Raw genomic sequence first — 24,588 nt, forward strand, 5'->3', positions numbered from 1 at the left:
TTCAAATAGATTTATTGATGATGGTATCTACCGTATCCTTTATCTTTTTCTTTTCGTCATCAGAAGGTGGTGGAGGTCCGTCATAACGCTGACGAAATATATTCAATGCCTCCATTCGATTTTTGATATTGTAAATCTCACGCAGTGGCCAGGCCAACCCAATTGCAGAAAGTGCCAATCCACCAATAGTCGCCGTTGTTTTAATGGCCTCTGTGTTCTTTGCATTAATCATTGTATAGGCTATCACAATTACAGAAATACCCGTAATTGTAGATATCACTGCCCACATCCTTGCTCTTCTCACCATCCGTTGATGAAAATGTATAGCTTGCTCAAAATTGCGGATTACTTCATCCATTTCTCTTTGCGATTATCTAATTTTAAACCCTAAAACTCCAAATGGCACCAATTCATTTCCAGAAATTCTTATTTCTCCCTCACTTAACCATTCAGCTTTCACCTCTGCATTTACGTTGATATCCTTTTCCACCTCAACCTGAGCTGATACTTTACCTGAGCGTTTAAACATCAGTGTAAACGATTTCGCAAAATAGGATGTGGTAATAATCGTTCTTCCTTTCAGCGCTTGCCAAGAGGTTCGGTCACTTTTTTTTAGTTTATCGAGTTCAATCTCAAGCAAAATTTGATTGGCAGTTTTAAATTCTGAACTTACTACTTGATCTATTTCGTAATCGAGTTCGTACTCAGCTTTTATGTTTGATTTAAAATTAAAAATTCCCAAAAAGTTTCCGCCTGCTCCAATTTTATGAGAACCGGAAATATTCTCCTCCAATAAAATACTTCCCGGTTGTGGATGTACTTCCCAAAAATCTGTTGGTGTATTTTTAATCAGGTCCTTGGCGTGTCCAACACGCCGGTCAAATTCTTTGGTGTCTATGATAGATCCGGGTAGATATAGCGGGTTGCTATAGCGTAAAACATTCAGTCCTTTAATTTTTCGTTCAATGTACTTTTCAATATTCATGGGTTTCAATTATTTTAATGGTTATTGTTTGTCAGATAGATTAGTGGACTTATTCCAACACGTCAATGCTTTCAATAAAAAACTGGTTGTTATTGAGAAAGCCCTCGATTTCCACTGTTTTGTCCAGGTAGTCATTAAAGTAGGTAGTCATGAATGGATTTTCCCCGACCTTGCGGAGTTTGAAAAGCCCCTTTTTGGAGTCAATGACAATCGTTACCTGATCACTTTTCGATCCTTTGTTTAAGGGCGCTCTTTTAATCACGCCCTTAATCCTTATTTTATTGGATTCACTTACTTTCATAGAGTGAAATTATAGGCTCCGAATTAGTGTCCTTTACAACCAATAGCCTTGTTTTGGAAAAACCGTATTTATTGCTGGTTTTTTCGAGATAGACATGGTGTACCGGTTTTTTACTCCGCAAATGTTTCCCCTCAAGCAAGCTGGCATTTTTAAAAGTAAAAGAGGATACACTCGGCTGTTTGAATTCAAATTTCTTCAAAGCCTCATTTACCATTTTCATCGCTCCCTGAAGTACAGATTCTTTTAAAAGAACCGGTGCATCAATAATCTTAGCTAATGTTTTTCCAATTTCTTCTAATTCCTTTCTCCGGTGTTTTCGGTCAGCTCCTTTGTTTGCAGACACGCCAATACTTTTTGAATAGATGGCCGTTTTTGGCTCGGCGGCTTTTACTGGATGAACTGATGGATCACCTAAAAGAATAAACTGCGCGATGGTTTTTAATTCAGTCGCATCAATATAAGGTCGCGCTCGGTGAATAAAATCTTGTCTGGCTTGTAAAAAAGCCCTTCCGATTGAACTGCCTCCGCGAACATTAATTATAAAATCTTGTGTTATTATATCGGCAAGTCCTTGTCCGTCTGCAGGGCCATAAGCAATTGTTGTGCTCCCTAAATAAGCAATCGAATTGTTTTCAAGGTACGTGTTGCAAACACTTACCTTACCGTTAGCCAAATTGGGATTATACAATTCGGCTCCGTAACAACACTCAGCGGCTACCACTGTTCCAAAAGGTACGGAGTTGCTAATGTGTCCAGAGTTAAATGCCGCTGGTTGATTTCCTAGAAAATCCTCCCCATAAAACTCGTTAGAAAGTGTGTCTCCATGGCAATTGAAAAAATGGATCCGGTTCTTCATTTGAGCCGATGTGGGTCCGACAAATGGAGGGGCAAGCAAAACATTATTGCTTGTTCCAAAAATATTCATGATACTTTCACGAGTTGATCCTTGCCATTTTTTTGTTGACAGACCAAAATAAGTCGAGTAATCTGATAAAGGCTTAGGTTTTGAATTAATCACATTTGAAATAAGACCTACAAGATATTTATGATCATTTCCTCCCGTAATATCAGGTAACCTTCCAACAACTCGTGTAGGTGAAATATAATCCTTGATATTCCGGCTAAATGCCTTCTCACAAGCATATGGCAAATCACTATCTATTTCGGTATCTTGATCACCTTGTATGATGTTTTTCAACCAAATATGTGGTATAACATCTTTCGATCCCAAAATCATTAAGTAATCCGGCTTGAAGTAATTAAACAACTTATCAATTGTTCGCTTATTCTGTCGTTCATCCTCGTAATTTGAAACAATCGGTGTTGCATTATACGTGTTAACTTGTGTACTGTCCAAATACACAACCTTGGTTATGATTCCGCGATTCTTGTCGCTTTCGATAAGCTGTTTCAGGATACTTTCAATATGGGGCAAATTACCGCCATATTTGGCCTTCAGTCGTGACTTGTTTGATACAATGAGTTTGTCAACATTCATGGGTATTTAGTTTACATTAACAATTCAATTATGCCTCTATAATAATTTCATTTCTATTCTTCATTCTTATATCGTCAATTCATTTTGAGTCAAATTCAACAAGCCAGATGAATTTTCCACTTGCACTCTGAAACGAGCGTAAATCGTATTTAAATCATCGTCTTGTTTCAAAATACTTCCATCTGCCAAATCCGTATCAACCAAATTCACTGAAATAATCGGGTCATTTGATTTTATCTGATAGATTTTCGTCCAGTTTCCAGAACTTGTCATTTTGTATAAATAATATGTTCCGTTATAGCAAGTAGTCGGCCAGCTTAGCGCAACATTATTAAGCGTAATAGGAGCTGCCGTTGGCGGGTCAGAGGTAAAACTGATAACCGGAGCCTCTGGGTTCACAACATCAACTATACTTGCCATCACTAAATTAGACGGAAGAGATGGCACCAATTCAACTTGATTAAACTCATTTTTTATCTCACGTAAAGCAACCAAACGGTAAAAGAGTGGGTCACCATACAACGGAAAACTAACATCGCTGAAATCATCCAAAACAGTATCACCTACATTTACATCTTTCACCATTTTCATATTCCGCATAGAAAGTGCATCATCTGCATCGCTCGTTCTATACACTTGCAACTTCTTAATGTTTTCACTCGGAATGTAATTATTCAATTCAAACTTGACCGCAGTTGGAATAGAAGCTACCGTATTTTGAAGTTGTGTAAGTACACGTTTAATTTCCGGAGCCTGCGCAGCATTCACATTCACTAATTGGATTGGTCCTGCAATACCATTCGCAGCAAGTGGTCCAAATTGCAAACGGTTTGATAATTCAATTCCAAAATAGAAGTAAACATTTTTCGCAGCACCGTCCAATGAATAATCCGTAAAGCGGATAAACGTATCAGCACCGTTAACATATTTAACCGCCATTGGAGCAAAATCAAAACCAGTATCAGTTGGCAACATCAACAATCCGTTTGGCTTTTTAAATACAGGTTTCTTGTTGGATGTTGTAGTTCCTGTTTTGATAAAGTTGTACGGTATTGGCTGTTCAGTCAAAGACACAAATGCTATTTGAATAGCCTCTCTGATGATTTCAACAAATGGTCTCGTGATACTTGAATTAGTCGTGTAAGTATAATTCGTATTCAGTAAATGCGGAAACTCAAATGGTCTTTCTATCACCGTCCGATTTCTGTTTGGAATAATATAGCGGTCATTATCCGGCAACGGAAATTTAAACGGATCTGGACCATGAGTATTATATTCTCCGGTTGAAGTATTGTAATTAGAATTAATCAAATCATTCCAACGATCTGTAAAATATAAATCTTCACCAAGAGCTGCAAGATCTTCTTTAATTTGGACAACCGTTTCAGGCTTATAAAGCACATCTAAAATTCGATCTTCATTTGCCCGATAGAACACCACTGCAAATGGAACTCTTCCTCCGGTGGTATCAACTTTCACATCAAAAGTGTAAGTCGCTTTTCCGTAAAAGTCGGGTCGCGTTGCAAACAGCGGTCCCGTGGGTGGTCCAATCGGTAATGGATTAATAATTTCTTGTGCAAGCAACACAACAGGTACGTGCATATACGATTCCAAAACTTCTGATGGGTCGGAGCGATCAATAGAACGCACAGCAACAAATGTTTTTCTGCTTCCTTCGCCTGCCGTTGGCAAGATAGTCGGTGAATCAAAATTATTTGTTCCTCCTGTAGTCGGGTTCGTATTCGTATCTGCCTTCAGGTAAATTTTATAAGATGGATGAAAATTAACATCCACATTTGCTCCTCCTAAAATCGGAACATACCCACCATTTGGTACATCAATTCCTCCTGTGGTAACATAATCCAACGTATTATCAATCGCCAATACTTTCAGTGTTGCGCCTGTTGTATCAACATTCCAAATTTGCAACGTCTTTATTTGAGGTTGCACACCAAGAGGTAAAAAAGCAGGGTCTTCTTGAATTCGAATCGTTCCCTTGTACCAACTAACCTCTGGATCAATATGTGCTTCTAACTGATACGTGTCAAATGTAATTTCATAAACTCCACTTCGTGAGTTTGGAATGGGATCACCTGCATTCGGTGGTGGTGTGGAAACTGCTGGGTCATCACCTGCATATACTCGTGGTTTCTCAACAATCGTAGCTTTCTGAAATATTCCGCCAGGAACAATTCGCGACAAAGTTCCATCAGATTCATTCACAAATTCAATATGTGGAACATCCAATTCAGATATCACATTCCCTGCAAGAACAAAACTCTTATTGCTAACATTGACTCCAATAATTGGATAACTTTTCGAATACGTCAAGTAACCATTAAAATTAACTACATCTGGTATTACAGGCGAAGCATCAAGTGTAATCCATGTATCACCGGAGACCAGAGATACATTATCAACCGAGTAAGTTCCATCATTGGCTAATGATGCAGAAACTGTAATCATCGGCAAGGTTGAAAAATCGGCAGTAACATCTCCTTGTACAATAAAAGAATTCGACCCTGAATCAATGCCAATAATTCGATGTGTTTTTTTGAAAACAACATCACCTGTGATAGCAGGATTAGGTATTAGCTGAACCACTTTTATTTCGGTATCACTTCCTACAAGTGCTATATCGTAAATGGTATAATTTTTATCATTTCCAATTGTACCAACCACATCAATTTTAGCATTGGTACTAAATTTCTCCAGATAAACCTTTTTGATAAGATTCGCATCCCAATTATTTTCATTGGCAAGATTTTCGCTGATAAAATAACGGTCACCAATTGCAGGGCTGAGGTAAGTTTCAGTAATTAAAAAATTATTATTCAGCAACGGGTCATTTACATTTGTTTGCTTGATCTGCTGTAAAATAAAAGTTGGATTATTTCCTGTACTAAGCACATTTTGCACCACGTAATTATTTTCATCGGCAGAAAAAGAACTGCCAACAAATTTTCCCACATCGCCTGGCGCAATAAAAGGCTGTACAATTTGTGAAGGACTTGTACTTGTTACTGTATAAGGTCCTGTCGTAACTTGAACTAAGTGATTCGGTAGCTGTATTACTGCGGTAATTTCTCCCTTAACTTCAAGAGCCAAGGTATCTCTAAAGAAAAACTCTGCTTCCGTTGCAAACTGATGCGCGTTGAAATGAATGTGATTCCAGTCAAAAGTTGCACGCACCAAAGTTTTATCCGGTGCAGTATAACTTTGCAGCATGGTTTGCTCCGCAGAAGTAGTTAGAATTAACGGAAGTTCTTCCTGAATTAATTGTATTCCCAGATTAAAAGGCGGTAATAACGTATTCCGTTTTGGAAAATCCGTTTCATCCGTCAATTGAATATTACTCCGAGGTGAAATCCGCGAAAACCAGTTGATGCTATACATTGCATATTCATGAAATCCTTCTTCTGTTTCTCTGTGAATATAGGTTGGGTTTCCATCCGTATCAGGAATTGGTACAACCTCAGGATACCCCACAAAATCAGAATAAGATGGATCATTGCTTATTTCAGGTTTTCTGTAATCCGCCTCGCCTTGTTTTCGGTAATCCAAACCAAACAATACAGGCAATGATTCTCCACAAAGACAAAATTCTGTTAAATCATAAAAGAAGGGACCAAACGGCAATTCATAAAAAAACTGCGAACGGTTTACATTGACAAAACGCATATCCGAATAAGGTGAATAACCGTCCGGATCAGTCAACGGTGTAGGTGTACCCGTTCCGTTTTCTGCAAAAATTCCGTAGGTCACAGGTATCAAAGTAGGAGGCGGAGGCAGTCTGTAATCCTTTCGTGACGTTGGCAAGGTTAGGTAGGTATGTGTTACGGTAGTTGAACCAGGTGTACCGGTGGCTAAGTCGGCAGTGGTAACATACTGTAAACTGTAAATGTATTGCTGATTTGCTCCTCCTCCGGCTTGCTTCAATGCATCAATATGACCAATTCCAAGCATGCGTGCAACGTGAAAATCCAAACCAACCAATTTCAACATATCCAAATAGCTCACTGTTATTGCAGCATTGTCATCAGGTGTTTCGCTTGCTAATGCAGCATTCGCCAACAAATCTGTTTGTGTGAGCTGTACATATTTATTCACTGCCGCTTTTAATCCATCATTTGGTGCTGCAGGTGATAACCATTTGTCTTCGTAATTATCTACTTTAACGGTAAATGCTCCACTTGTTTGATCATACTCATTGTATTTTGGCCAACGCTTATCAATAAGGTAATTCGCAGGAAACTCTAAGCGTTGAAAAGCAACTGAGTCAACATTTGTTAAGGCAAAATCTCCAATAAAATCCCATTTACCATCGGGTCCTTGTTTATTGACAAGAACAATATAATCAACATAAGTTTCTAAACGGATTTCTTTCACATAAGCATTGGCTGTATCAAACCGCACATGCTCCATGTTTTCACAAACCAGTCGCAAATCTTTTTTATCATGACCTGCAGGAGCAGGTTCACCAGGTACCAATTTTTTTAGTTTTCCGGCATTATTACCAACCGCATTAAAAGCAGTTCTGCAAGAAACATATTTACTGCTCACATCATCCGTATCATTTAATGCAACAGATTCCACGCGTATGTACGTATTCGTTCCAGCGGGCGGTGTATTGTCTATAATCACACCGTCAAACTCAATTGCAAACATTAATTTACTTGCATAAACCTCAATAACCCCTCTGTATTGCTCCATGAAATCTTTCGGTTTCAAAGTGGTCATTGTTGCACGTATAGTATCATATTCTGCCACATCGGTGAACTTAACAATCACATCCGTAGTATTGGCAGGTACAGTTGGTACAGCTATGTTTCCAAGATATTTCCATTCTCTCGTTGCACCTGAACTTACTTCAACAGTCGGCAAATTGGCAGCCACATTATTAAACTTGATTTTTACATCCGCTTTTTTATCATAAGGCGTCCGGTAAATTTTGACAAAATCATTGGGTCGGTTAAACCCTAAAGTGGATGCAGGTGTCAAATTTCCTTTTGCCAAATGCAAATCTCCAAGCGTTTTTTGGAACGCCCATCTCAAATGAATTCCTCTTGCCGTTCCGTCTGATTCATCAGATCCTGCTGCTTGCAAATATGTCTCTGCAGATTGGAATTTTGGATTATTTATTAAATCGAGTTTCATATAGTTTTTTTCTTAAAGTTCAATCAATACGTCTATCGGGCTGCCAACAGTGGCATAAACACTTCCATTGAATTGTTTATAGCTAAAAGTGATTTTATACGTTCCCGTATCTGGCATATCAAGTGAACCATTTTGTTTAGTTATAAAGACACGTGCATTATCTTTTGAAAAGAACAGCTTATAATCAGTAGTCACAACCGAAGTAGTAGAGGTATGCTCAACCAAAATAGTGGTGTCTAAAACCGCACCCGGAATTTTTGGGTCATTAAACGGCTCTGGGCTTCTTACCAAAATACCAACCAGTTTATTAAAAGATGGATCTGAATTTTTTATCAGGTTGAACTCTGTCGTTACAGCTGGTGGTAAAGGTTGAGTTTGTAAATCATTTGGTGGTGGCGCATCAATCGTCAATGTTTGCTTCACCTTTAAAATTCCATCAATAATCCGGTCGTATGGATGAGCATATTCTTGAATTAAAGCATCACTCACACTGTTTGGATTAATAACAAATTGCTGTGCAACGGTAATATCAGCACCTGAAATCAATTGCTCATGAAAATAAATCGCGGCTTTATCAATAATCAGATCGCTTGTCAAATCATCAATATGTGATTTCAAGATATAACTGTTCACATGCTCTGTGAAATTCCCATAACGTGATGTTTCAAAAGAATAACGATGTACTTCTCTCACAAACTTCGTTGTGTCTGTTACCATTCGCTGATACTTCCCATTAAACAAAGCAGTATATAGCTTCAACGGTAGTAAATCATCACACGTAATTTCATTGGCAATACCAATTGGAATGAGTGGTGTTGGATAAGAGAAACAACCGTTGCCGTTATCAATCATATTACTCAAAATACCCATATCCTGTGGTATATTCTGTGCATCGTGTGATAAAAAATTCTGTGTCGTAATCCAACTCGTAATTCCTGCTAACGGAGTAGTGGGAGTGGTTCCAACATAAGGCTTTTCTGCCGGATCTTTAATCAACATTTCAAGTTCCGATTCAATTGCCTCTGCATTGCCGTATTGATCCCAATTATTATAGAATTGGTAAACGTATGGTTTGGTATAAAAAATCAAAAACTTAGGGTTCTTATAATACAAAGGTTTTGCATTGATTAAATCGCTATCAGCATTAGGGAAACATTTTGGATAATCAATATACAAACCAAGTGTATGTATTTTGAATTCTGCTTCCCTGTCCATATTTTTCAGAGCAGTAAACTCAGGTTTCGGTACAGATGTGTTGCTAGTAGTTGGATATTGATGATAATGCCCAACAGGTCCAGCCGTTTTAAAACCATATACAAACGTATTGGTATAATTGGCAAGTAAACTACTTCCACCTTCCTGATACAAGGAATCCGTTACTGAAAGTCGCACAGCATAAATCGTATTTGGTCTCCAAACAGGTTGTAGCGTTTTCGTTAAAGCATCCACCATCGCTCCATTGTTTGCATCCACTGTACTTGCGTCTGGAATTGTCAAATTATACAAAGCATCTTCAACCGGCAAATAGCAAAACTGATAAAGGAAAGTGCTGCATTCTCTGCTACATTCTCCCATGCGGTAACACGATACTCCTTCAAGTGTAAATGTGAAATCACCAGTTGCAGTTTTTACAGTTACATCAACCAAGAACATATAATTATCACCCTCAACCATGCCTGCCGGATTTGGTCGGATGTTTTTGAATTCAACAATATTGGAAAAACTGAAATTCACATCACTTCCCGGGTAGTGTAAAGTGGTATTGCAGTTATACCCCATTTCATCGGTAATGTGTAGATTAATGGTGGTATTGTTCACAAACGTAGGAGTAAGCAATACCGTATCGTTTTTTTGCAGTGGCTTACTGTATAAAAGGGTGTTGAAGAAAATCCGATCGTATTCACGCTGATAAGTCGGGAAAAGTAAAACGGCACTCGGTCCGGGTAAAAAATGCCTGTTTTTGAGTAGCGTGTTCAAAAAATTCTGAAGTAATTTTCCTTCGGTGGTAACGTCAGCAGTGCAATACAGGGTCGCTCCTTCCGGAATCGGATCACACATGCCTGCTTTGATTATAATCTTTTCTATCGGCTTATTTGCGTAATCAACATAATCAAACTCAAGAGCTGAACTCAATACACCTTGTGGATATACAGAAGAATCAATCAAATTGTATGAAAGTGAAGGCAAATCATTAATAGTTGCAGGTGCTGTTGAAACACGCTCATACAATTCTACTGTAACATTCACCGCCATCGTTTGCAAAAGAATACTTACACATGCAACTGGTTCTTTGAAATAAATTTCAAGTGTATCGCCTGCTTTAATTGATAAGGCATTTGGAAAAGTAGAATACGGATTTGCAACAATCGTTCCGTCCTGCCCTACAATTTGAAATAAAATATCTTGAAAAAATAGATACTGATCAGAAGGTATAATAGCCGGTACTTGTCTTTGCTGATTAAAATTAATACAGGTTTTTCCAATGGGTTCTTCCGGACAGAAAATCGTATCATCCGTTACGCCAAAATCTTCCGGCAAAATATCTCCCGGTGTTAAAGGTGTTCCCGGGCTCAAATAAGAAAACGGCGTTTGAGCAAGTATTTTAAGTTTGTTAAAGTTTCCCGGTTTATCAATTTGCCAAAAACCATATTTCATATTAGCCAATGCCGTTTGATCAACAAATGCAGCATCTTGTTGAGGAGTCAACGCATCATAAAAATTAAACGGCTGCCAGTTTCCCCCCGAAGTTCCGTTGGCATCATAATAAACAATTTCAATACTGTTCAATTTGTACTCATGGCGTACACGGTCTGATTTTCCACGCTGAGGTGCAACAAATTCCTTATTGTCTGCTCCCCCTGTGGCTCCTCCAAATTTATCCAAACCAAATCCCGTACCGTTAACGTCCATGCCCTTTTTAAATTCCAAATCAACCATGCTGTCCATCGGAATAATATATTTATCTACACCACCTGTCCATGTATTTGGATGTGGAATATCCGCATAACCTCCCGACACACCTCCGCTATGAAACGTTGCAAATAAATTCAGCGTATCATCCGTTATCATGTGTTTCGATTTTCCGCTGTCCTTGATAGTTGCAGAATCAATAAGTGGCACTGTAGAAGTATCTAACGTATTATCATAATTCCAGGTCAGCTCAAAATGGGCACAATATTTCTTCTTGAGTACCTTGATACAAACTTCAAATTCACCCGTCACAATTCTAGGTTTCGCAGATTCTGCTGCAAGCGCAGCCGCAACACTAAAACTGAAACCGAATTTAAAGATATATAAGCCCACATTTCCGCCCAACTGAATAGAACCTCCAATTTGTTTCGGTCTACGACTTATACGGCCAGCAATGTCCAAATAAGCCCCTAATTCAGCACGCAATGGTCCAAACTTTTTATTCAGTTCCCAAGATGCACCTGCACCCGCTCGCATTCCGTTTGATGACAACATCAAATAGAAATACATATTGAACAAGTCAACAACCCGTGCCTGTATTCTTCGGTTTTCAGGCGTTTCTCTTCCAATATTTACATACCAAGCAGTTGAATTACCAAAGAAAAATCCTAATTCGGTAACTCCGTCAACCGTAACAATTTTGCCCGGGTTATTTCCGTCATCAGGCAATTTATAGTTTACACCAAAAGCAGCTTCTACTGATTGGCTGGTAATTGCTACAAAAGCAAAAAACGGTGGATCTGGAATCGTGTCCAAACCAATACGTTCTTTAAGTATTTGTGCTTGTCCTTGAAAAATTAAAACATCAGGTAAGGATAGAAGCAAAAACAATTTGCTGGAAAATGCTTTTCCTGAATCAGGAACAGTGGCCAATGAAACACCAGCTCCAAATGCGGTTCCATTTTCAGGTCCAAATTTCGATACCTGTACACCCTCTTTAAAATCAGGGTCAACTTTTGCTTTATAATATTGCCACCATTCGGCATCCTCCGAAAGTCCTGCGTATGTTTTAGAAGTCACATACCTTCTTCCAACCAATGCTCTGAAACCATAAATACCCAATCCCGTTGCACCCAATACAATCGGTTGAGCTATCTCAACACCAATGTCAACAATAAACGAAGGCACGTCTGGGTTAAAACGCATAGCGGCAGAACCTGCCATCCCTCTCAATTTCGGTAACTCGAACGAAACCGTTCCCGCATATTCCGTTGAGTTCTGTAAAATTGCTTTTTGCTCCGGGGTTGCAGTGTCTGGAATGGTCGGCTCCTGCATGGCAAGATAGCCTTTGAGGATAAGCGTGGCGTCTTTTGGATCGGCATTACCCGGTATAATAATATCAATCGCTATACTTTGTATTCTGAAAAAGAAATGCGCTTCAGTTATCCCTCCATACAAATCATTATCCACTGTAAAATAAAACTTGATACCTTTACCACGCGCATCCACACCGCCAGGGTTTAAACTCACGCCACCGTCAAAACCAAAATATTTATACTTACGTAAATTTCCATTGTGCTCTTGCTCATGTGTTCCTAAATGGATTGCTGTCACAGATAACTCAACCGGTCCCATTTTGAAAGTATAAGCCTTCGGAAAAACCAATGCTCCACCTTCAAATTCAAATGTACCGTCATCATAAATAATCAGTTTTTTGATTTCAATATCATCCGGCAAAAATTTTCCAATCTCACCTTGTGGTTTAAAATCAAGTAATCCTGAAATCGCTACAAAAAATTTATCATCGTTTCTACCTACGGAAAGTGAACTTATTTGAAGCTCAAAGATGTTTTCAATTCCAATACCAGCAATCGTTTGATTAACAGAGGCCGTAACTGAAAAGTCGCCACCGGTACCAATATGAACATCAATATTGATAATTGCCTGCGCTCCAGATGTATCTTTAAATCCAGGAATTTTCATGGTTCCTTTTATATTGGAACCAATAATTGCATTTTGCTGAAAAGTGATATCGAATGCGTTAAGTGAAATCACAAAGTCTTCACCGAATTTGGCGCTGATTAACGGGGTGGTTGTAACACCAGTTTTCGCTTCAAGACCGAGTGTTCCAGATAAACCTCCGGTACCAACCAAAAGGTTTCTTGCTTTAATTATTCCAGTTGAAGCTCCGTCATTATGATTCCAAAAAGTTGGAAAATAAATATTACCCTCGGTTATGTATGCTCCAATAAAATCCTCAGGTCGTCCATCGGCTATGGCTTCAGGAATATTTTTCTTTCGGCTTAAATCCAATTTAACTTTAAGGAACTCTACGTCTAAATTGGTGTTTCCAATTCTACAGCGAGGTAAATCTATAGTCAGGTTTTCATCTATTTCAATTTCAAAACCAGTTTGTGTATCATAACGCAATGGTCCTGTTGTAAAATTAACGGCTGCTTTAATTAATTCTGGTGGAGAACCTACTATTGTTTCATCAACTTCCCATACTCCTGGAGAGGTTTCAATAAGGGGCTGTAAAATGGAGCGAGGTAATTCTAAAGCCATTGCAATGCCAGTCAGTTCAACTTTGAATTGTGGCACCAATAAATCCTTTATTTGTTCTTCAGTAATATCACTCAACCAGTTTCCAAAAAGCGATAAAAGCTTCTCAATTTTTTCGTCCGCATTGGAGAAAAGCACCAATGCTGCCAATACAGCATCTACTTTGATATTTATAGAAATATCAAAGTCTGTTTTTAACAATTCGATGGATGAGTCAATAGAACTAACCGCCCCTGAAATAATACTATTGTTTTCAAAATCATCAAAAATAGCACGTGTGGTAAATTGATTCGATGAAGTAATTAACAAATCTACTTCTGCCTTTATCAAATCGATTTGGCTATTGATGTTAATTAATTCCGCATCAACAGAAGGTGAACTGTCGGAATAATCGGAAATGTTACTTTTTAGATTATCAAAAAAAGTCAAATAGGTATCGTTTCCGTCATCTATGAATGTACTTACGACTTCCGCAAAAAAAGATCTTTCATCAGTATTAGTAAATTCATGAAAAATTTCAACTAAAGCTTCAGGTGTATATGAAAATCCTTGAACATTAAAATTCGCTAAATATTTTCTAATCGGCCAACGAACTTCAAACATCAATGGAAATTCTGATGCAGTAGATTCAGATCCCTTAAAAAACACAATAGCAAGTCCAGTTCCAAAAACAGGCAGACGGAGAGTATTAGCAACAATGACTAAATAATATTGTTTGGCATCCCTAGATGAAAGTTCAGTGTAGAAATTTTTATAGGATATTTTTCCAAGCAGTATATCAACGCCATCCTGTGCTAATGATTCAAGTCCTTGAAATTCTCCCGGAATGGATGTTACGTCAATTAACTCCGAGACCGATCCGTAATATTTTTCTGGCATATATTTTAATTTTTTTCAAGTAAATCTTAAGAAAGTGAATTTAACCAAGCATTATCGGCCTGAGGTGCGCCTAAGCTTGCATCAGCTGGGCTCAATGGAGTAATTACGCTGTTGATGTCAATATTTTCGAACTTGTCTATGGTTAAAGGGTGTAAACCAAATTCTATTGTAACGTTGCTATTTATTGTGTCAAAAGCATCAGTGGTAAAATAAGCTACTATTTCTTTATGATTACCCGAAAATTGATTTATAAATCCCGTAACATTATTGTTAATATTAAAGACCCTTACAAATAAATCTTTAGACGTAAGCAGAAATTTTCCATTAACTTTTTTAACGTTAACTTGAACTACTTCGTACATTGTATCATCAATCAATTGTACTTTGCGTGCAGCTGTAAAAATAAATCCGCTCATAATAGTTATTTTTTTTGTGTAAGATAATCACCAAGCCCTACAGATACAAGCCATGCACTATCAGCCACAGGAATAGTTTCATCAAAAGAATTTGATGTAAATGATTCCACTAAATTATTAACATCGTTATCATTAAAAATCATATAAGGCTCCGGGCCATAAGTAAAACTAAATCCTATCGTTGGTTGAAGTTTATCAAACGCATCTACTGGAAAAAAACAAAGGAAATCTCTACTTGGGGTATCTGCTTGCTGATAGCAAATGGCACTTGCTATGAAGTGAACATCTTGAAAAACAATTGAATTGTGTCTTGCACCTTCCTTTACCCTAAATACCTCGCCATCTAATCTCGAAATTTCAACGCAAATAAATTGGTGTTCTTCTGACTCTCTGTCTCTCCATTGTTCACAGATATCTATTGTCTCATAAATTCTCATCCTATATTTACCGTCAGATGAAATGATAGAATTCGTATCATTTGGCAAATTTTTAATCGCTATAGAAAGACTATCAACTCTAATATCGTTAGCGACTATTGCGTATTCGGATTCGTTTTCGTTCGGACTACAACTATAAAGAATCGAAGCTAATAATGGGAATAAGAATATATCTTTAAATACTAACATAACGGAAGATTAATTTGTAATTGTAACATCATCTATATTTACTTTTCCAACACTGGTTTCAGGAAATTGAAAAACTATGCCTATAATATTCGTCAAATCAACTCCTTGTAATGAGAATTCAATTAGCGGTATTCTTAATGTTTGCATTGCGTTTTTCGTAGGACTAAGAATAAAATCACCACTTACACCAGCGTAAGGGCCTTTTGAAATGCTTCCAGCGCCTACGTTGTCAGGATTAAACCGTACATGGGGTCTAAGTATTGTAGGTAGGTCATAATACTTTTCACTATTTGAATTATCGATTAGTCCTGCCTTCATACCTTTTAAATCAGCAAATCTAACTCCACTGGAAATCCTAAAACTCAAATATCCAAAAGCGGTGAGATCTATATTTGATGTTTCGAAGATAAGTTTGTCTTTACCTTTCCAATATACGCGTATTCCTCTTGTCTGATGTGGGGATGTTCCTTCGCTACTAATAGCAGCAATTAAATCACTATCAAATCTTCGTAATTGCCCTTGTGTTATTATCTCCAACCCTTGATTTTGCAAATTATTGAGTGTGACATTATTTCCAGAACTGCTTGTGAACCAATCTGCTTGACTTTCCATGTTATCAATAATTATTTTTTGAGTACTATCATAAACATCAAATTGATGCAAGCTATTAACATTTCCAACAGAATAAGGCTTGTAATATCCTGTAAAATATTGTGCCCAAAAAGGTTCGTTCATCAAATGCATTCTAAAAAATGCATTCATATAAGTATAACTGAAATTCTTCTGAGCAGAAATTAATGCCAGATTTCTTGTTGGAACACCTTTATCAGTAGCGTCATGGTTATCCGTAACAAATCCATTATGACTTGCTTTAATTACAAAAGCCATAGATTTTGACTTTGTAGTTCCAATCGCTCTGTCATAAAGTGCAAATCCAGTAGGCATGAAAAGAATATCTTCATGAAGTAAATACAAGTCATCGCCTGAAACAGTTTCATTTTTTAGCAAAAAAAACCCATCGATGTCATAATCCATGGATCCGTATATTACAAAAAAAGGAACGTCTTTGTTTAAGGTTTCTCGGATTATACTTGTAACTAAAGTTCCGCTTCTTGTAACCTTAGGATATTGATCAGTTGGGGCAAGGGATATAACAGCCTTAAGATTTTCCATGCCGATAGCACTTAAATCCGAATATATACTACTACCAGGGTCTAAGATTGCATTTGCTGCGACAACCACAGCTTCCCCACCTCTGCTATGCCCCATAATACCGATGTTATTTTCAACAGAGGAATTGAAATGAGTTTTTATCTGTTTAATATGTTCATAAGCCAATTGAGCTCTGCCTTTAGCTTCCATACCAAGGTCGCAGTGTATACTAGTAGTGATGAATCCATTTTTGGCTAGATGATTACAAATTTTTTCATAACTTCTATAGTCATGTCCGTTACCATGAACAATAACAATAAGTGGATAAGCAGTCAAAACCGTACTAATGCTATCAGATTCATCGTCCGCGGGAAAACGACATATGCCTTTTATAGTGACACTTCTTTTAACATTACCCTCATAATAAACACTTTTTGTTCCTGCAGAATAATTATATTTTCCTATATGGAACCATTTTTGTAATGATCCCGCATCGGGTAAACCAGCTTCCACCTGAACTAAGGTTCCAGAATTCTTCGAAGAAAATACTCTTTCACTTAAAGAATGAACAAATATACCTGACCCAGAAGTTGTATATTGCAAACCAGAAGCCTGAAGTAATCCTTGCACTTTAAGTTCATATTTTATGTATGGAATTTGCACGTCATCAGTTTCAGATGTTCTATTGCTCAATACTATAGTCCTTTTATGTAATTTTGACAAACCTTCGGTGTTTGCTAAATTTATTAGGTTATCAAGCTCTAGTTTTGTTATGAATAATATAAATAACTCTTCTTTTTTGGTAGTTTTTTTATCCTTATTATATAATGGCAGATCCAAAACTGGAATGTTATCTGTACCTACAGCTAAGTCAACTTTAATAAAAACTGCATTCTTTGGAAATATTTGGGCTTGATTAACATCGGTAGAATTCGTGCTAATATCGCCACTAATTAGCGGATAATCATTAGCAGATTCTTTATGAGTAAAGGTTCTAGTAGTTAAAAAGGTGACAAGATTATTTCCTGTCTCAAAAACAGAAGCCTTTGAAATAAATTTAAAATCTGGAAGTATTACAGGATTAAATTTATTGGCTGTATTTTTTTCAAAAACCGCAATCGCTCCGTCTTCATATGCCAAATCAATACTAGCAAAAACGGTGTCTAAATAATTTTCAAATTTTGGCACGTTCGCAGATGTTGGATTTTTTTGTCGTAAATATTGTAGTTTGATGTAATAAGAAATATTCTGAAAAGAACTAACAGGCGTAACCGGATACTTTAAAGAAACCTTTTTAGTAAATATGTCCGTTAAAGTTGTTGGGATGAGTTTCTTCTCTTCAAATTGAGCAAGGCCAATATTTTTTGCGTTCTCTCCAAACAATATTCCGTTGTCGTTGTTATCGGTTCGTTTAATTTGTACATTGAACCTTTTGAAAAAAACATTGCCTGTTTCAGATGTGTCATAAGAAAAAATGGGCCATTCGTTTGTGTAATAAGTATTATCAACGATACTGCCTGAATCTAAAGCATACTTTAGAATAATACCATCATTCAATTCATCATAATTCTGATAAAAATTATACGAATAACCATTTTCACTTCTGAGATCAAGATATACCCTGTTTTTATTCGAAAATCTACTCAGAACAGAGTTATAAAGCGATGTAATTGAAGTCTTCTTTTCTGAAGTATCTTTAATTGAAATGTTTGGATCTGATGTATCAGGATGAAATTTAGCAATTTTTAATCCGGGTGATGAATGGTGCATTCCCAAAAAAGCAACAGGATCTATGAATGATAATATTTCTTCTCTTTTAAGGCGTACATTAAATAAATCTTCACTTGTTGGTGTTCCTGGAAAATAAATGCTACCTAATTCCACTTGATAAAAAGGAAAACTCAAATAAGTTAAATTGACTTTTTTTGAAACCAAATTATTAAATGTGTCGAAACTTGTATTTAGATTATCAGTATCAGTTATTATTTCAAATACGATATTTTGGGTTCCAAAATCACCAATCCATTCTCCTTCAAGTACAGTAAAAACACTAATTCCTGACACAGAACCACTAAAAATATTTTCAACATTTGCTTCAACATCGTAAGACGAGCCATAACCAATAACGGAAGCGGCATCATCTGGTGCAATATATGCGGTATCAGTTGATGGTAGACTTTCTTGGCTTCTATCCTTATCCCACTTCCCCCAAAAGCGCAATAGTGCATGACTAATACCAACCGTTTCTTTTGGTACAATATTCCCAGCTGAAATAAAGCTACTTTTCAATAGGCCTCTGTACACGTAGTACTTTACTTGTTGATTAACCTCTGGTAAGACGGTTGGTTTAAGAATCACGTTCACCAAGTTTGGATCTAGAGATTGCTGAACTAACATAGTAGCATTTTGACAAGCAATAGCCTTTATGACTGCTGGTGCTCCTGTTCCGGATAGTTCGAACTTGGTTCCCACATTATATATGGTGGTGCTATTTCCACCAACGGGTCCATAACTTTCTACTTCGTTTAAAAAGTCTAGATTATAGTTATTAGAAGTGTCTTTAGTCAATTCAGTGAAAAAGTGCATATATTTTATTTTTTATCAGTCTATTCGGAGCATTAGTTTAATCAAAACTTATTTCAGTTCAAAAAGCATCCTTTGATTGTGACTAAACCCAAACGCACCAAAAACTATTGCACTTTCAAAGTTGATATTTTCACTTATTACAACTCCAAAGTAATCAAAATAGTATAAATAAAATCACTACTGTCCGATAAAAAAAATTTAAAAGCGGGATTTCCATAACAGATTTCCCGCTTTAGTGTAATTTGGTTTTGACGAACTAAATACACATGAATAAAAGTAACTACTTTTTTGGACAGTCGGTTTTCGGACAGCTGATTTCTTTAATTGACCCAACTCTTGTAAGCAGAGTGGTTAAGAACCGTAACTCTGATTATTATACCAAACGATTTGACACATCTGATCACTTAATCAGCATGTTGTTTTCAACTTTCGCCAATTGTTCATCGTTGCGAGAGGTTGCCGGTGCTATGCTTGGGCTCAAAGGAAAGACAAATCATTTTCAGTTAAAAACATTCCGCACAAAAGCACGTTGAGTGATGCAAATGCTCGAAGGAGTCATGAGGTTTTTCAAGAGATTTATTATTTATTGTACAACGAGTACTCAGGGGTTATCTCGGACAGCCGAAAACAATATGTATGGGAACAAAGGGTGGAAATTATTGATTCAACAACTATTTCATTGTTTCGTGATTTATTGAGCTGTGTTGGCAGAAAATCCTCCAATGGCAAAAGAAAAGGAGGCATAAAAGTACACACTCAAATTAATCTTCAGGAACAGGTTCCAAAACTGATTTGGTTTTCATCTGCGACAACACACGATAAAAAATTTCTTAAAAAACTTAAGCTGGAAAAAGGCAAAATAGCTGTGTTTGATAAAGGATATAATGATTATAAAACCTTTGATGAATTCACACAAAACAACATCTATTTTGTCACCAGACTAAAATCAAATGCAACCTATGAATTGGTTGTAGAAAATGATATTCCCAGCTATATTGACGAAGGTGTATTGAAAGATGAAATTATAAAAGTTGAAGTCAAAGACAACGGAAAATATCTCAAAACTACTGAACTCAGAAGAATTGCTTACTGGGATGACGAACACAAAAGATGCTTTGAATTTATAACCAACATACAAGGGATGAACGCAGGGCACATAGCACTCATTTACAAAAAACGATGGCAAATTGAATTACTTTTCAAACGGCTCAAACAAAACTTTCCGCTAAAATATTTTTTAGGCGACAATGAGAATGCAATCAAAATTCAGATTTGGTGTACGCTAATAGTAAATCTGCTGTTGACCGTTATCCACAAAAAAATTAAACGAAAATGGGCTTTCTCTAATCTGGCCAACTTTTGCAGACTGCATCTCTTCAATTACATTCATCTGATCAAATTTCTAGAAAATCCAGAAAAAGATTGGCTAGTTGAAATAGATCCACAACTTCAATTTGAATTTAGTTCCGCCTGAAAAGAGGGGGCTTACTTTTGAAATACAAGGCTTTTCATACGCAACCATGAGGGTTTTGAAAGGATTTTTACGTACTTTTAGTTTTTATCGGACAGTAGTGAAATAAAATTATGATTGTTAATAACTTATTCGATTTAACCTTGTTTAATTCGAAATGACTTTTGTTAAATACAGTTTCCCAACGTTAATTTTCACTTTCCCAACGCAAAAATTAGGTATTTATACCTACGTATTTAAACCTACTTGATTCGTTTGTTGTGACCGTTTTGGTATTCAATCAACCAAAAAAATAATATTGCCAAATTTGCGTTTGCTAATAAAGTAACGAGGTGACAAGCCAAAATCATGAAACTAATATTCGTTTATTTATTCGTTTTTTTTCTGACCTCCACTGGCTTTTGTCAGTCAAATGAAAAAGAAGAATTTGAAGCTTCAATTGGTACCTCAGAAATACAACCGGGTTACTACTCACGAACATTCAAATGGGTACCAGATGATCCATTATTAGTTTTCTTCAATAAATCAAAACCACCTGAAACCGTCACAGACCCACAGGCACCACTTTACGCATTAAAAATGCCATCAGATTCATCTAAAAAAATTCTTGTCGGGTTTTATGCATTGCAGCCCAATAACAGACATCAAACGGCAGTTATCGGGATTTTGTTTACAGAAATCTCTGACAATATCTTCAAGCCTGTTTGTGTAGATACATTTCCAATGATTGAAAACAAATATGGCGCTTCAAAAATACGCATCGAGAGTGCATCAATAATTCAAAAAGATACAACTAGTCTTTCCGTACAGATTTCATATAATGGGGGTATTATTGATTCACAAAATGGTGGTGCAACTCATGTTACTTATACCTACGTCTTGCCGGAGAATTTTGATGAATTGAAACAACTTAAATTATACAGCAAAGAATAAATAATTGCAATACCAACAGCAGCTTTCCATTACGATAAAATCGGTTCCCGAACGAGCCATTTTTTTTGGTTTCACCGCTTCCCCGCTTCGCTGAGAGTCGTTCCTCCTCTCGCTGATAATAGGCCCTAGTAAAGATTTTTATCGTAGTAGATTCAAGGCAACTTTTTTTACATTTCTCCGTCAGTTATTTGTTGAGGAGTCAACAATATTTGCATTATGAAAATAATTCAGAACAGTCTAATAATTTTATTTACCATTTTTACGAGAATTGGATTTTCTCAATCTGGCACAGATAGTCTGCGAGTGCAACCTCAATTCGAGATAATGGGGTATGACAGCGTCCAAATTTTCAATCTTGAACAAATCTTCGCAGACACAAGCTTCCTTTATCATCAGACCAACAGTCAGGCATTTTTTGACCCAATTAAGTTAATGTTGTTTGTTCCAAATTGCTCCGAATTAGTAAACCGAAACGGATTATTTTATTATGGGAAAGATTCACTACCGTATTGTGGCTACTGTACTGTTTTACAAAATGGCGAAAGGCATCCCATAACCTACGTGCAACCGACTCCGTTTGAAATCATTTCAATTATTGACACAACGAAATCAATTTGGATACTTGGAAATTTTATAACAACAGGCAACGAAAAAATAAAAATAATTTCAAGTTATAGCGCAGGGTTACGTAATGGCCCAAGAGAGTATTATGACGTCAACGGAAAACTATATAAAATTGAAATATATAAAAATGGCAAATTGGAATCGACACATAACATAAACTGAAAAACTTGATATATTAAAATTGTACATTTGAACTGTATGCAGTAAACCTGATTAGTGCACCATTAAGTAATAAATTTAAACCAAAAACTTTGCAATATTCTATTCTCTGCTTATTGTCTCTTTTTCTTCTTTTCGGTTATCAATCGTCCCATGATTCCAATGAATCGATCACAACTGATACAGCTGGTTTTGCAAATTTGCTAAACCAAGTTGATACGATGCAATCGCCAAAAAATGAGATTTTCTTTGACACAACAGTAACATTTGGACAGTTCAGAGCTGAATTAGGAGAATTTTCTATGGTATTCGCTCAAGATACTCCAACAAAATCTTGTGAAGAATATATGTTAAGATTCATTAGCGAGTTTAGAAGTGGTCATTTACGACATGATTCACTTCTTTATAAATATTCCTTATGCGAAGACTTAAGCAAATTTCAAAATATCAATGAAGAAACTGCAAAGACATACGAATCATATGGCCTTTGGCATTACGAATTTAAAGCCATAGGAGAAAAATATTTTGTTATCAAAGGCACTCAAATTGTTGGTTCAATTAGAGAGATATGGTATTATTATCAAAGTAAAGAATAGCAATCTTTTCCTTGTTCCACCGCTTCCGCGCTTCACTGAGAGTCGTTCCTCCTCTCGCTGAGTTGACTTGAGCTATTCCTTAATCAACTTCAAAGAATAGTTCAACCCATTTTCCGGAAAAATATTTACAAAATAAATACCGGCTTCTAACGAGCTCGCATCTATTTCTTTTTTATAAGTTCCGTGGCTGTTAGTCACATTTTCGGTATAAACCATTTCACCCAAAATATTTGTAATGGACAAAGTAAAATTTATTTCTTGTAGAATTTCCATGGAGACTGAAAACGAATTATTAAATGGATTTGGATAAGCTACCAGTGAATTAAAATTTCCTTCCATGTCATCAATTCCAACTGGAGCAGTCCAGGTTGCAATTCCATATAAATTTCCGGTATTAAAATTTCCTCCGGCATACAACACGCCATTAATTGAAGCTAAATCAAAAACAGTTGCCGTAGGAAAAGGTGGTGTTGCATTTACGGGAACAAAATTTGATCCGCCAAAAACTTCAACGCAATTTCCCCCAACATAATTTCCTCCAATATAAATACTACCACCATAAGAAACAGTTGTATGACAAATCCCTTCTCCAAATGATAGACCTCCAACAGAAACGAAAGCCGAACCATTCCACTTTGTAATAAAGTTGTAAGGAGTTGCGAAGTCACCAGCTATTAATAATTCCGTTCCATGCACTTCCATATCATATACATAGTAGGAGGTACCCGCACCAACTGCCGACCAAGCCGTTCCGTTCCATTTTGCAATATAACTTGCCGGTGAAACAAATCTACCACCTGCATAAAGATTCGTTCCTAAAACAGCCAATGTATTTATTCGGTCAGTCGTTCCTGTACCAACTGCTGACCAGGTTGTTCCGTTCCACATAGCAATATTATTTGCCGAAACTCCACCTGCAGTTGTAAATTCTCCTGCTGCATAAAGATTTCCGTTATATACTTCCATTGCGTAAACAATACCATTCATTCCCGTTCCAAGTGCTGACCAACTTGTTCCATTATACTTAGCAATACGATTTGCACTAACACCATCGGCAGTTGTAAAAGCACCGCAGGCATAGAGGTCACCATTAAAAACAATCATTTCTTCAATATAACTATCCATTCCGGTACCAACCAATGTCCACGCAGTACCGTTCCATTTCGAAATATTATTGAGTGTCAATACAAAAGCTCCATCGTATAAGAAGGAACCACCTGCATAAATAGAACCGTTGTAACTAACAATTGCATTAACTTGCCCGGCAATACCGGTACTCATTGGTTGCCAAGTTTGCGTAAAACCGCAAAAAGTAAAAGCAGAAAGTACTGCGCTAAGTAAAAGTTTTTTCATAATTATAGGCTTTAATATTTATAACACAATGATTTAGTAGACGGCAAGTTAAGAAAAGAAATTTAGAATACCCAATAAGATTCGGAAGTTTTGCAAAAACGTTACGTAAACATCGCTTAAAGAACAAATTGCATTTTGATTCTTTTCAAACTTTTTCTAGGTTCCACCGCTTCCCCACTACGTTGAGTATCCTTCGTCATCTCGCTGTTTCTAATTCGGTGCCTGAGTTTCTCGCAGGCCACCGCTTCCCCGCTTCGCTGAGAGTCGTTCCTCCTCTCGCTGATCTGTGTTTTGATTGATGTTTTAAATTGTATATTTGAAATTAAGAAACGATCTTAATTTAGCTTTCTGAAAAATTCGGATAAATAAAATAAAGTTTG

12 protein-coding genes and 1 pseudogene are annotated in these 24,588 nt (G+C 36.8%); 3 read left to right on the plus strand and 10 right to left on the minus strand.

Features of this window, described 5'->3' with window-relative positions; translation table 11 throughout:
• Position 1: 1 nt before the first annotated feature.
• The 9 genes from IPH66_06775 to IPH66_06815 form a co-directional block, all read right to left on the minus strand.
• Positions 2 to 358: a hypothetical protein gene (locus tag IPH66_06775; GenBank protein ID MBK7129053.1), complete on the minus strand. Its 357-nt coding sequence runs from the start codon at positions 356 to 358 to the stop codon at positions 2 to 4.
• A 12-nt stretch (positions 359 to 370) separates the two neighbouring features.
• Positions 371 to 985, minus strand: a complete 615-nt coding sequence (locus IPH66_06780) for a hypothetical protein (protein ID MBK7129054.1) — start codon at positions 983 to 985, stop codon at positions 371 to 373.
• Between the two features lie 49 nt (positions 986 to 1,034).
• Positions 1,035 to 1,286, minus strand: a complete 252-nt coding sequence (locus tag IPH66_06785; GenBank protein MBK7129055.1) for a hypothetical protein — start codon at positions 1,284 to 1,286, stop codon at positions 1,035 to 1,037.
• Positions 1,273 to 2,784, minus strand: coding sequence for a hypothetical protein (locus IPH66_06790; protein ID MBK7129056.1), 1,512 nt, complete (start codon positions 2,782 to 2,784; stop codon positions 1,273 to 1,275). Before IPH66_06790 ends, IPH66_06785 begins: the two co-directional genes overlap by 14 nt.
• Positions 2,785 to 2,850: 66 nt before the next feature.
• Complete coding sequence (locus tag IPH66_06795; protein MBK7129057.1) at positions 2,851 to 7,941, minus strand: hypothetical protein; 5,091 nt, start codon at positions 7,939 to 7,941, stop codon at positions 2,851 to 2,853.
• A 12-nt stretch (positions 7,942 to 7,953) separates the two neighbouring features.
• Complete coding sequence (locus IPH66_06800; GenBank protein ID MBK7129058.1) at positions 7,954 to 14,292, minus strand: hypothetical protein; 6,339 nt, start codon at positions 14,290 to 14,292, stop codon at positions 7,954 to 7,956.
• A gap of 26 nt (positions 14,293 to 14,318) precedes the next feature.
• Positions 14,319 to 14,708: a hypothetical protein gene (locus IPH66_06805; protein MBK7129059.1), complete on the minus strand. Its 390-nt coding sequence runs from the start codon at positions 14,706 to 14,708 to the stop codon at positions 14,319 to 14,321.
• A 5-nt stretch (positions 14,709 to 14,713) separates the two neighbouring features.
• Positions 14,714 to 15,334 (minus strand): hypothetical protein, encoded by a 621-nt coding sequence (locus tag IPH66_06810; GenBank protein ID MBK7129060.1) that lies wholly within the window; start codon positions 15,332 to 15,334, stop codon positions 14,714 to 14,716.
• Between the two features lie 9 nt (positions 15,335 to 15,343).
• Complete coding sequence (locus tag IPH66_06815; GenBank protein ID MBK7129061.1) at positions 15,344 to 19,072, minus strand: hypothetical protein; 3,729 nt, start codon at positions 19,070 to 19,072, stop codon at positions 15,344 to 15,346.
• A 266-nt stretch (positions 19,073 to 19,338) separates the two neighbouring features.
• On the opposite strand from IPH66_06815, the pseudogene IPH66_06820 reads away from it, so the two are divergent.
• The 3 genes and pseudogenes from IPH66_06820 (at position 19,339) to IPH66_06830 (ending at position 22,855) form a co-directional block, all read left to right on the plus strand.
• Positions 19,339 to 20,546, plus strand: a pseudogene (locus IPH66_06820) (IS4 family transposase).
• A 345-nt stretch (positions 20,547 to 20,891) separates the two neighbouring features.
• Entirely contained in the window at positions 20,892 to 21,476 is a 585-nt protein-coding gene (locus IPH66_06825) for a hypothetical protein (protein MBK7129062.1), read from the plus strand.
• Positions 21,477 to 22,351: 875 nt separating this feature from the next.
• Positions 22,352 to 22,855 (plus strand): hypothetical protein, encoded by a 504-nt coding sequence (locus IPH66_06830; GenBank protein MBK7129063.1) that lies wholly within the window; start codon positions 22,352 to 22,354, stop codon positions 22,853 to 22,855.
• 72 nt (positions 22,856 to 22,927) lie between these two features.
• Here IPH66_06830 and IPH66_06835 read toward each other — a convergent pair whose 3' ends face one another.
• Entirely contained in the window at positions 22,928 to 24,208 is a 1,281-nt protein-coding gene (locus tag IPH66_06835; GenBank protein ID MBK7129064.1) for a T9SS type A sorting domain-containing protein, read from the minus strand.
• Between the last annotated feature and the right edge of the window lie 380 nt (positions 24,209 to 24,588).

The sequence above is a fragment of the Crocinitomicaceae bacterium genome (genome assembly GCA_016708105.1).
Taxonomy (GTDB): Bacteria; Bacteroidota; Bacteroidia; order Flavobacteriales_D; family Crocinitomicaceae; genus JADJGJ01.

Coding starts and splice junctions, on each gene's coding strand:
- IPH66_06800 (MBK7129058.1), bottom strand. CDS start 14,292: ATGCCAGAAAAATATTACGGATCGGTCTCGGAGTTAATTGACGTAACA.
- IPH66_06805 (MBK7129059.1), bottom strand. CDS start 14,708: ATGAGCGGATTTATTTTTACAGCTGCACGCAAAGTACAATTGATTGAT.
- IPH66_06795 (MBK7129057.1), bottom strand. CDS start 7,941: ATGAAACTCGATTTAATAAATAATCCAAAATTCCAATCTGCAGAGACA.
- IPH66_06785 (MBK7129055.1), bottom strand. CDS start 1,286: ATGAAAGTAAGTGAATCCAATAAAATAAGGATTAAGGGCGTGATTAAA.
- IPH66_06775 (MBK7129053.1), bottom strand. CDS start 358: ATGGATGAAGTAATCCGCAATTTTGAGCAAGCTATACATTTTCATCAA.
- IPH66_06815 (MBK7129061.1), bottom strand. CDS start 19,072: ATGCACTTTTTCACTGAATTGACTAAAGACACTTCTAATAACTATAAT.
- IPH66_06825 (MBK7129062.1), top strand. CDS start 20,892: ATGAAACTAATATTCGTTTATTTATTCGTTTTTTTTCTGACCTCCACT.
- IPH66_06835 (MBK7129064.1), bottom strand. CDS start 24,208: ATGAAAAAACTTTTACTTAGCGCAGTACTTTCTGCTTTTACTTTTTGC.
- IPH66_06780 (MBK7129054.1), bottom strand. CDS start 985: ATGAATATTGAAAAGTACATTGAACGAAAAATTAAAGGACTGAATGTT.
- IPH66_06810 (MBK7129060.1), bottom strand. CDS start 15,334: ATGTTAGTATTTAAAGATATATTCTTATTCCCATTATTAGCTTCGATT.
- IPH66_06790 (MBK7129056.1), bottom strand. CDS start 2,784: ATGAATGTTGACAAACTCATTGTATCAAACAAGTCACGACTGAAGGCC.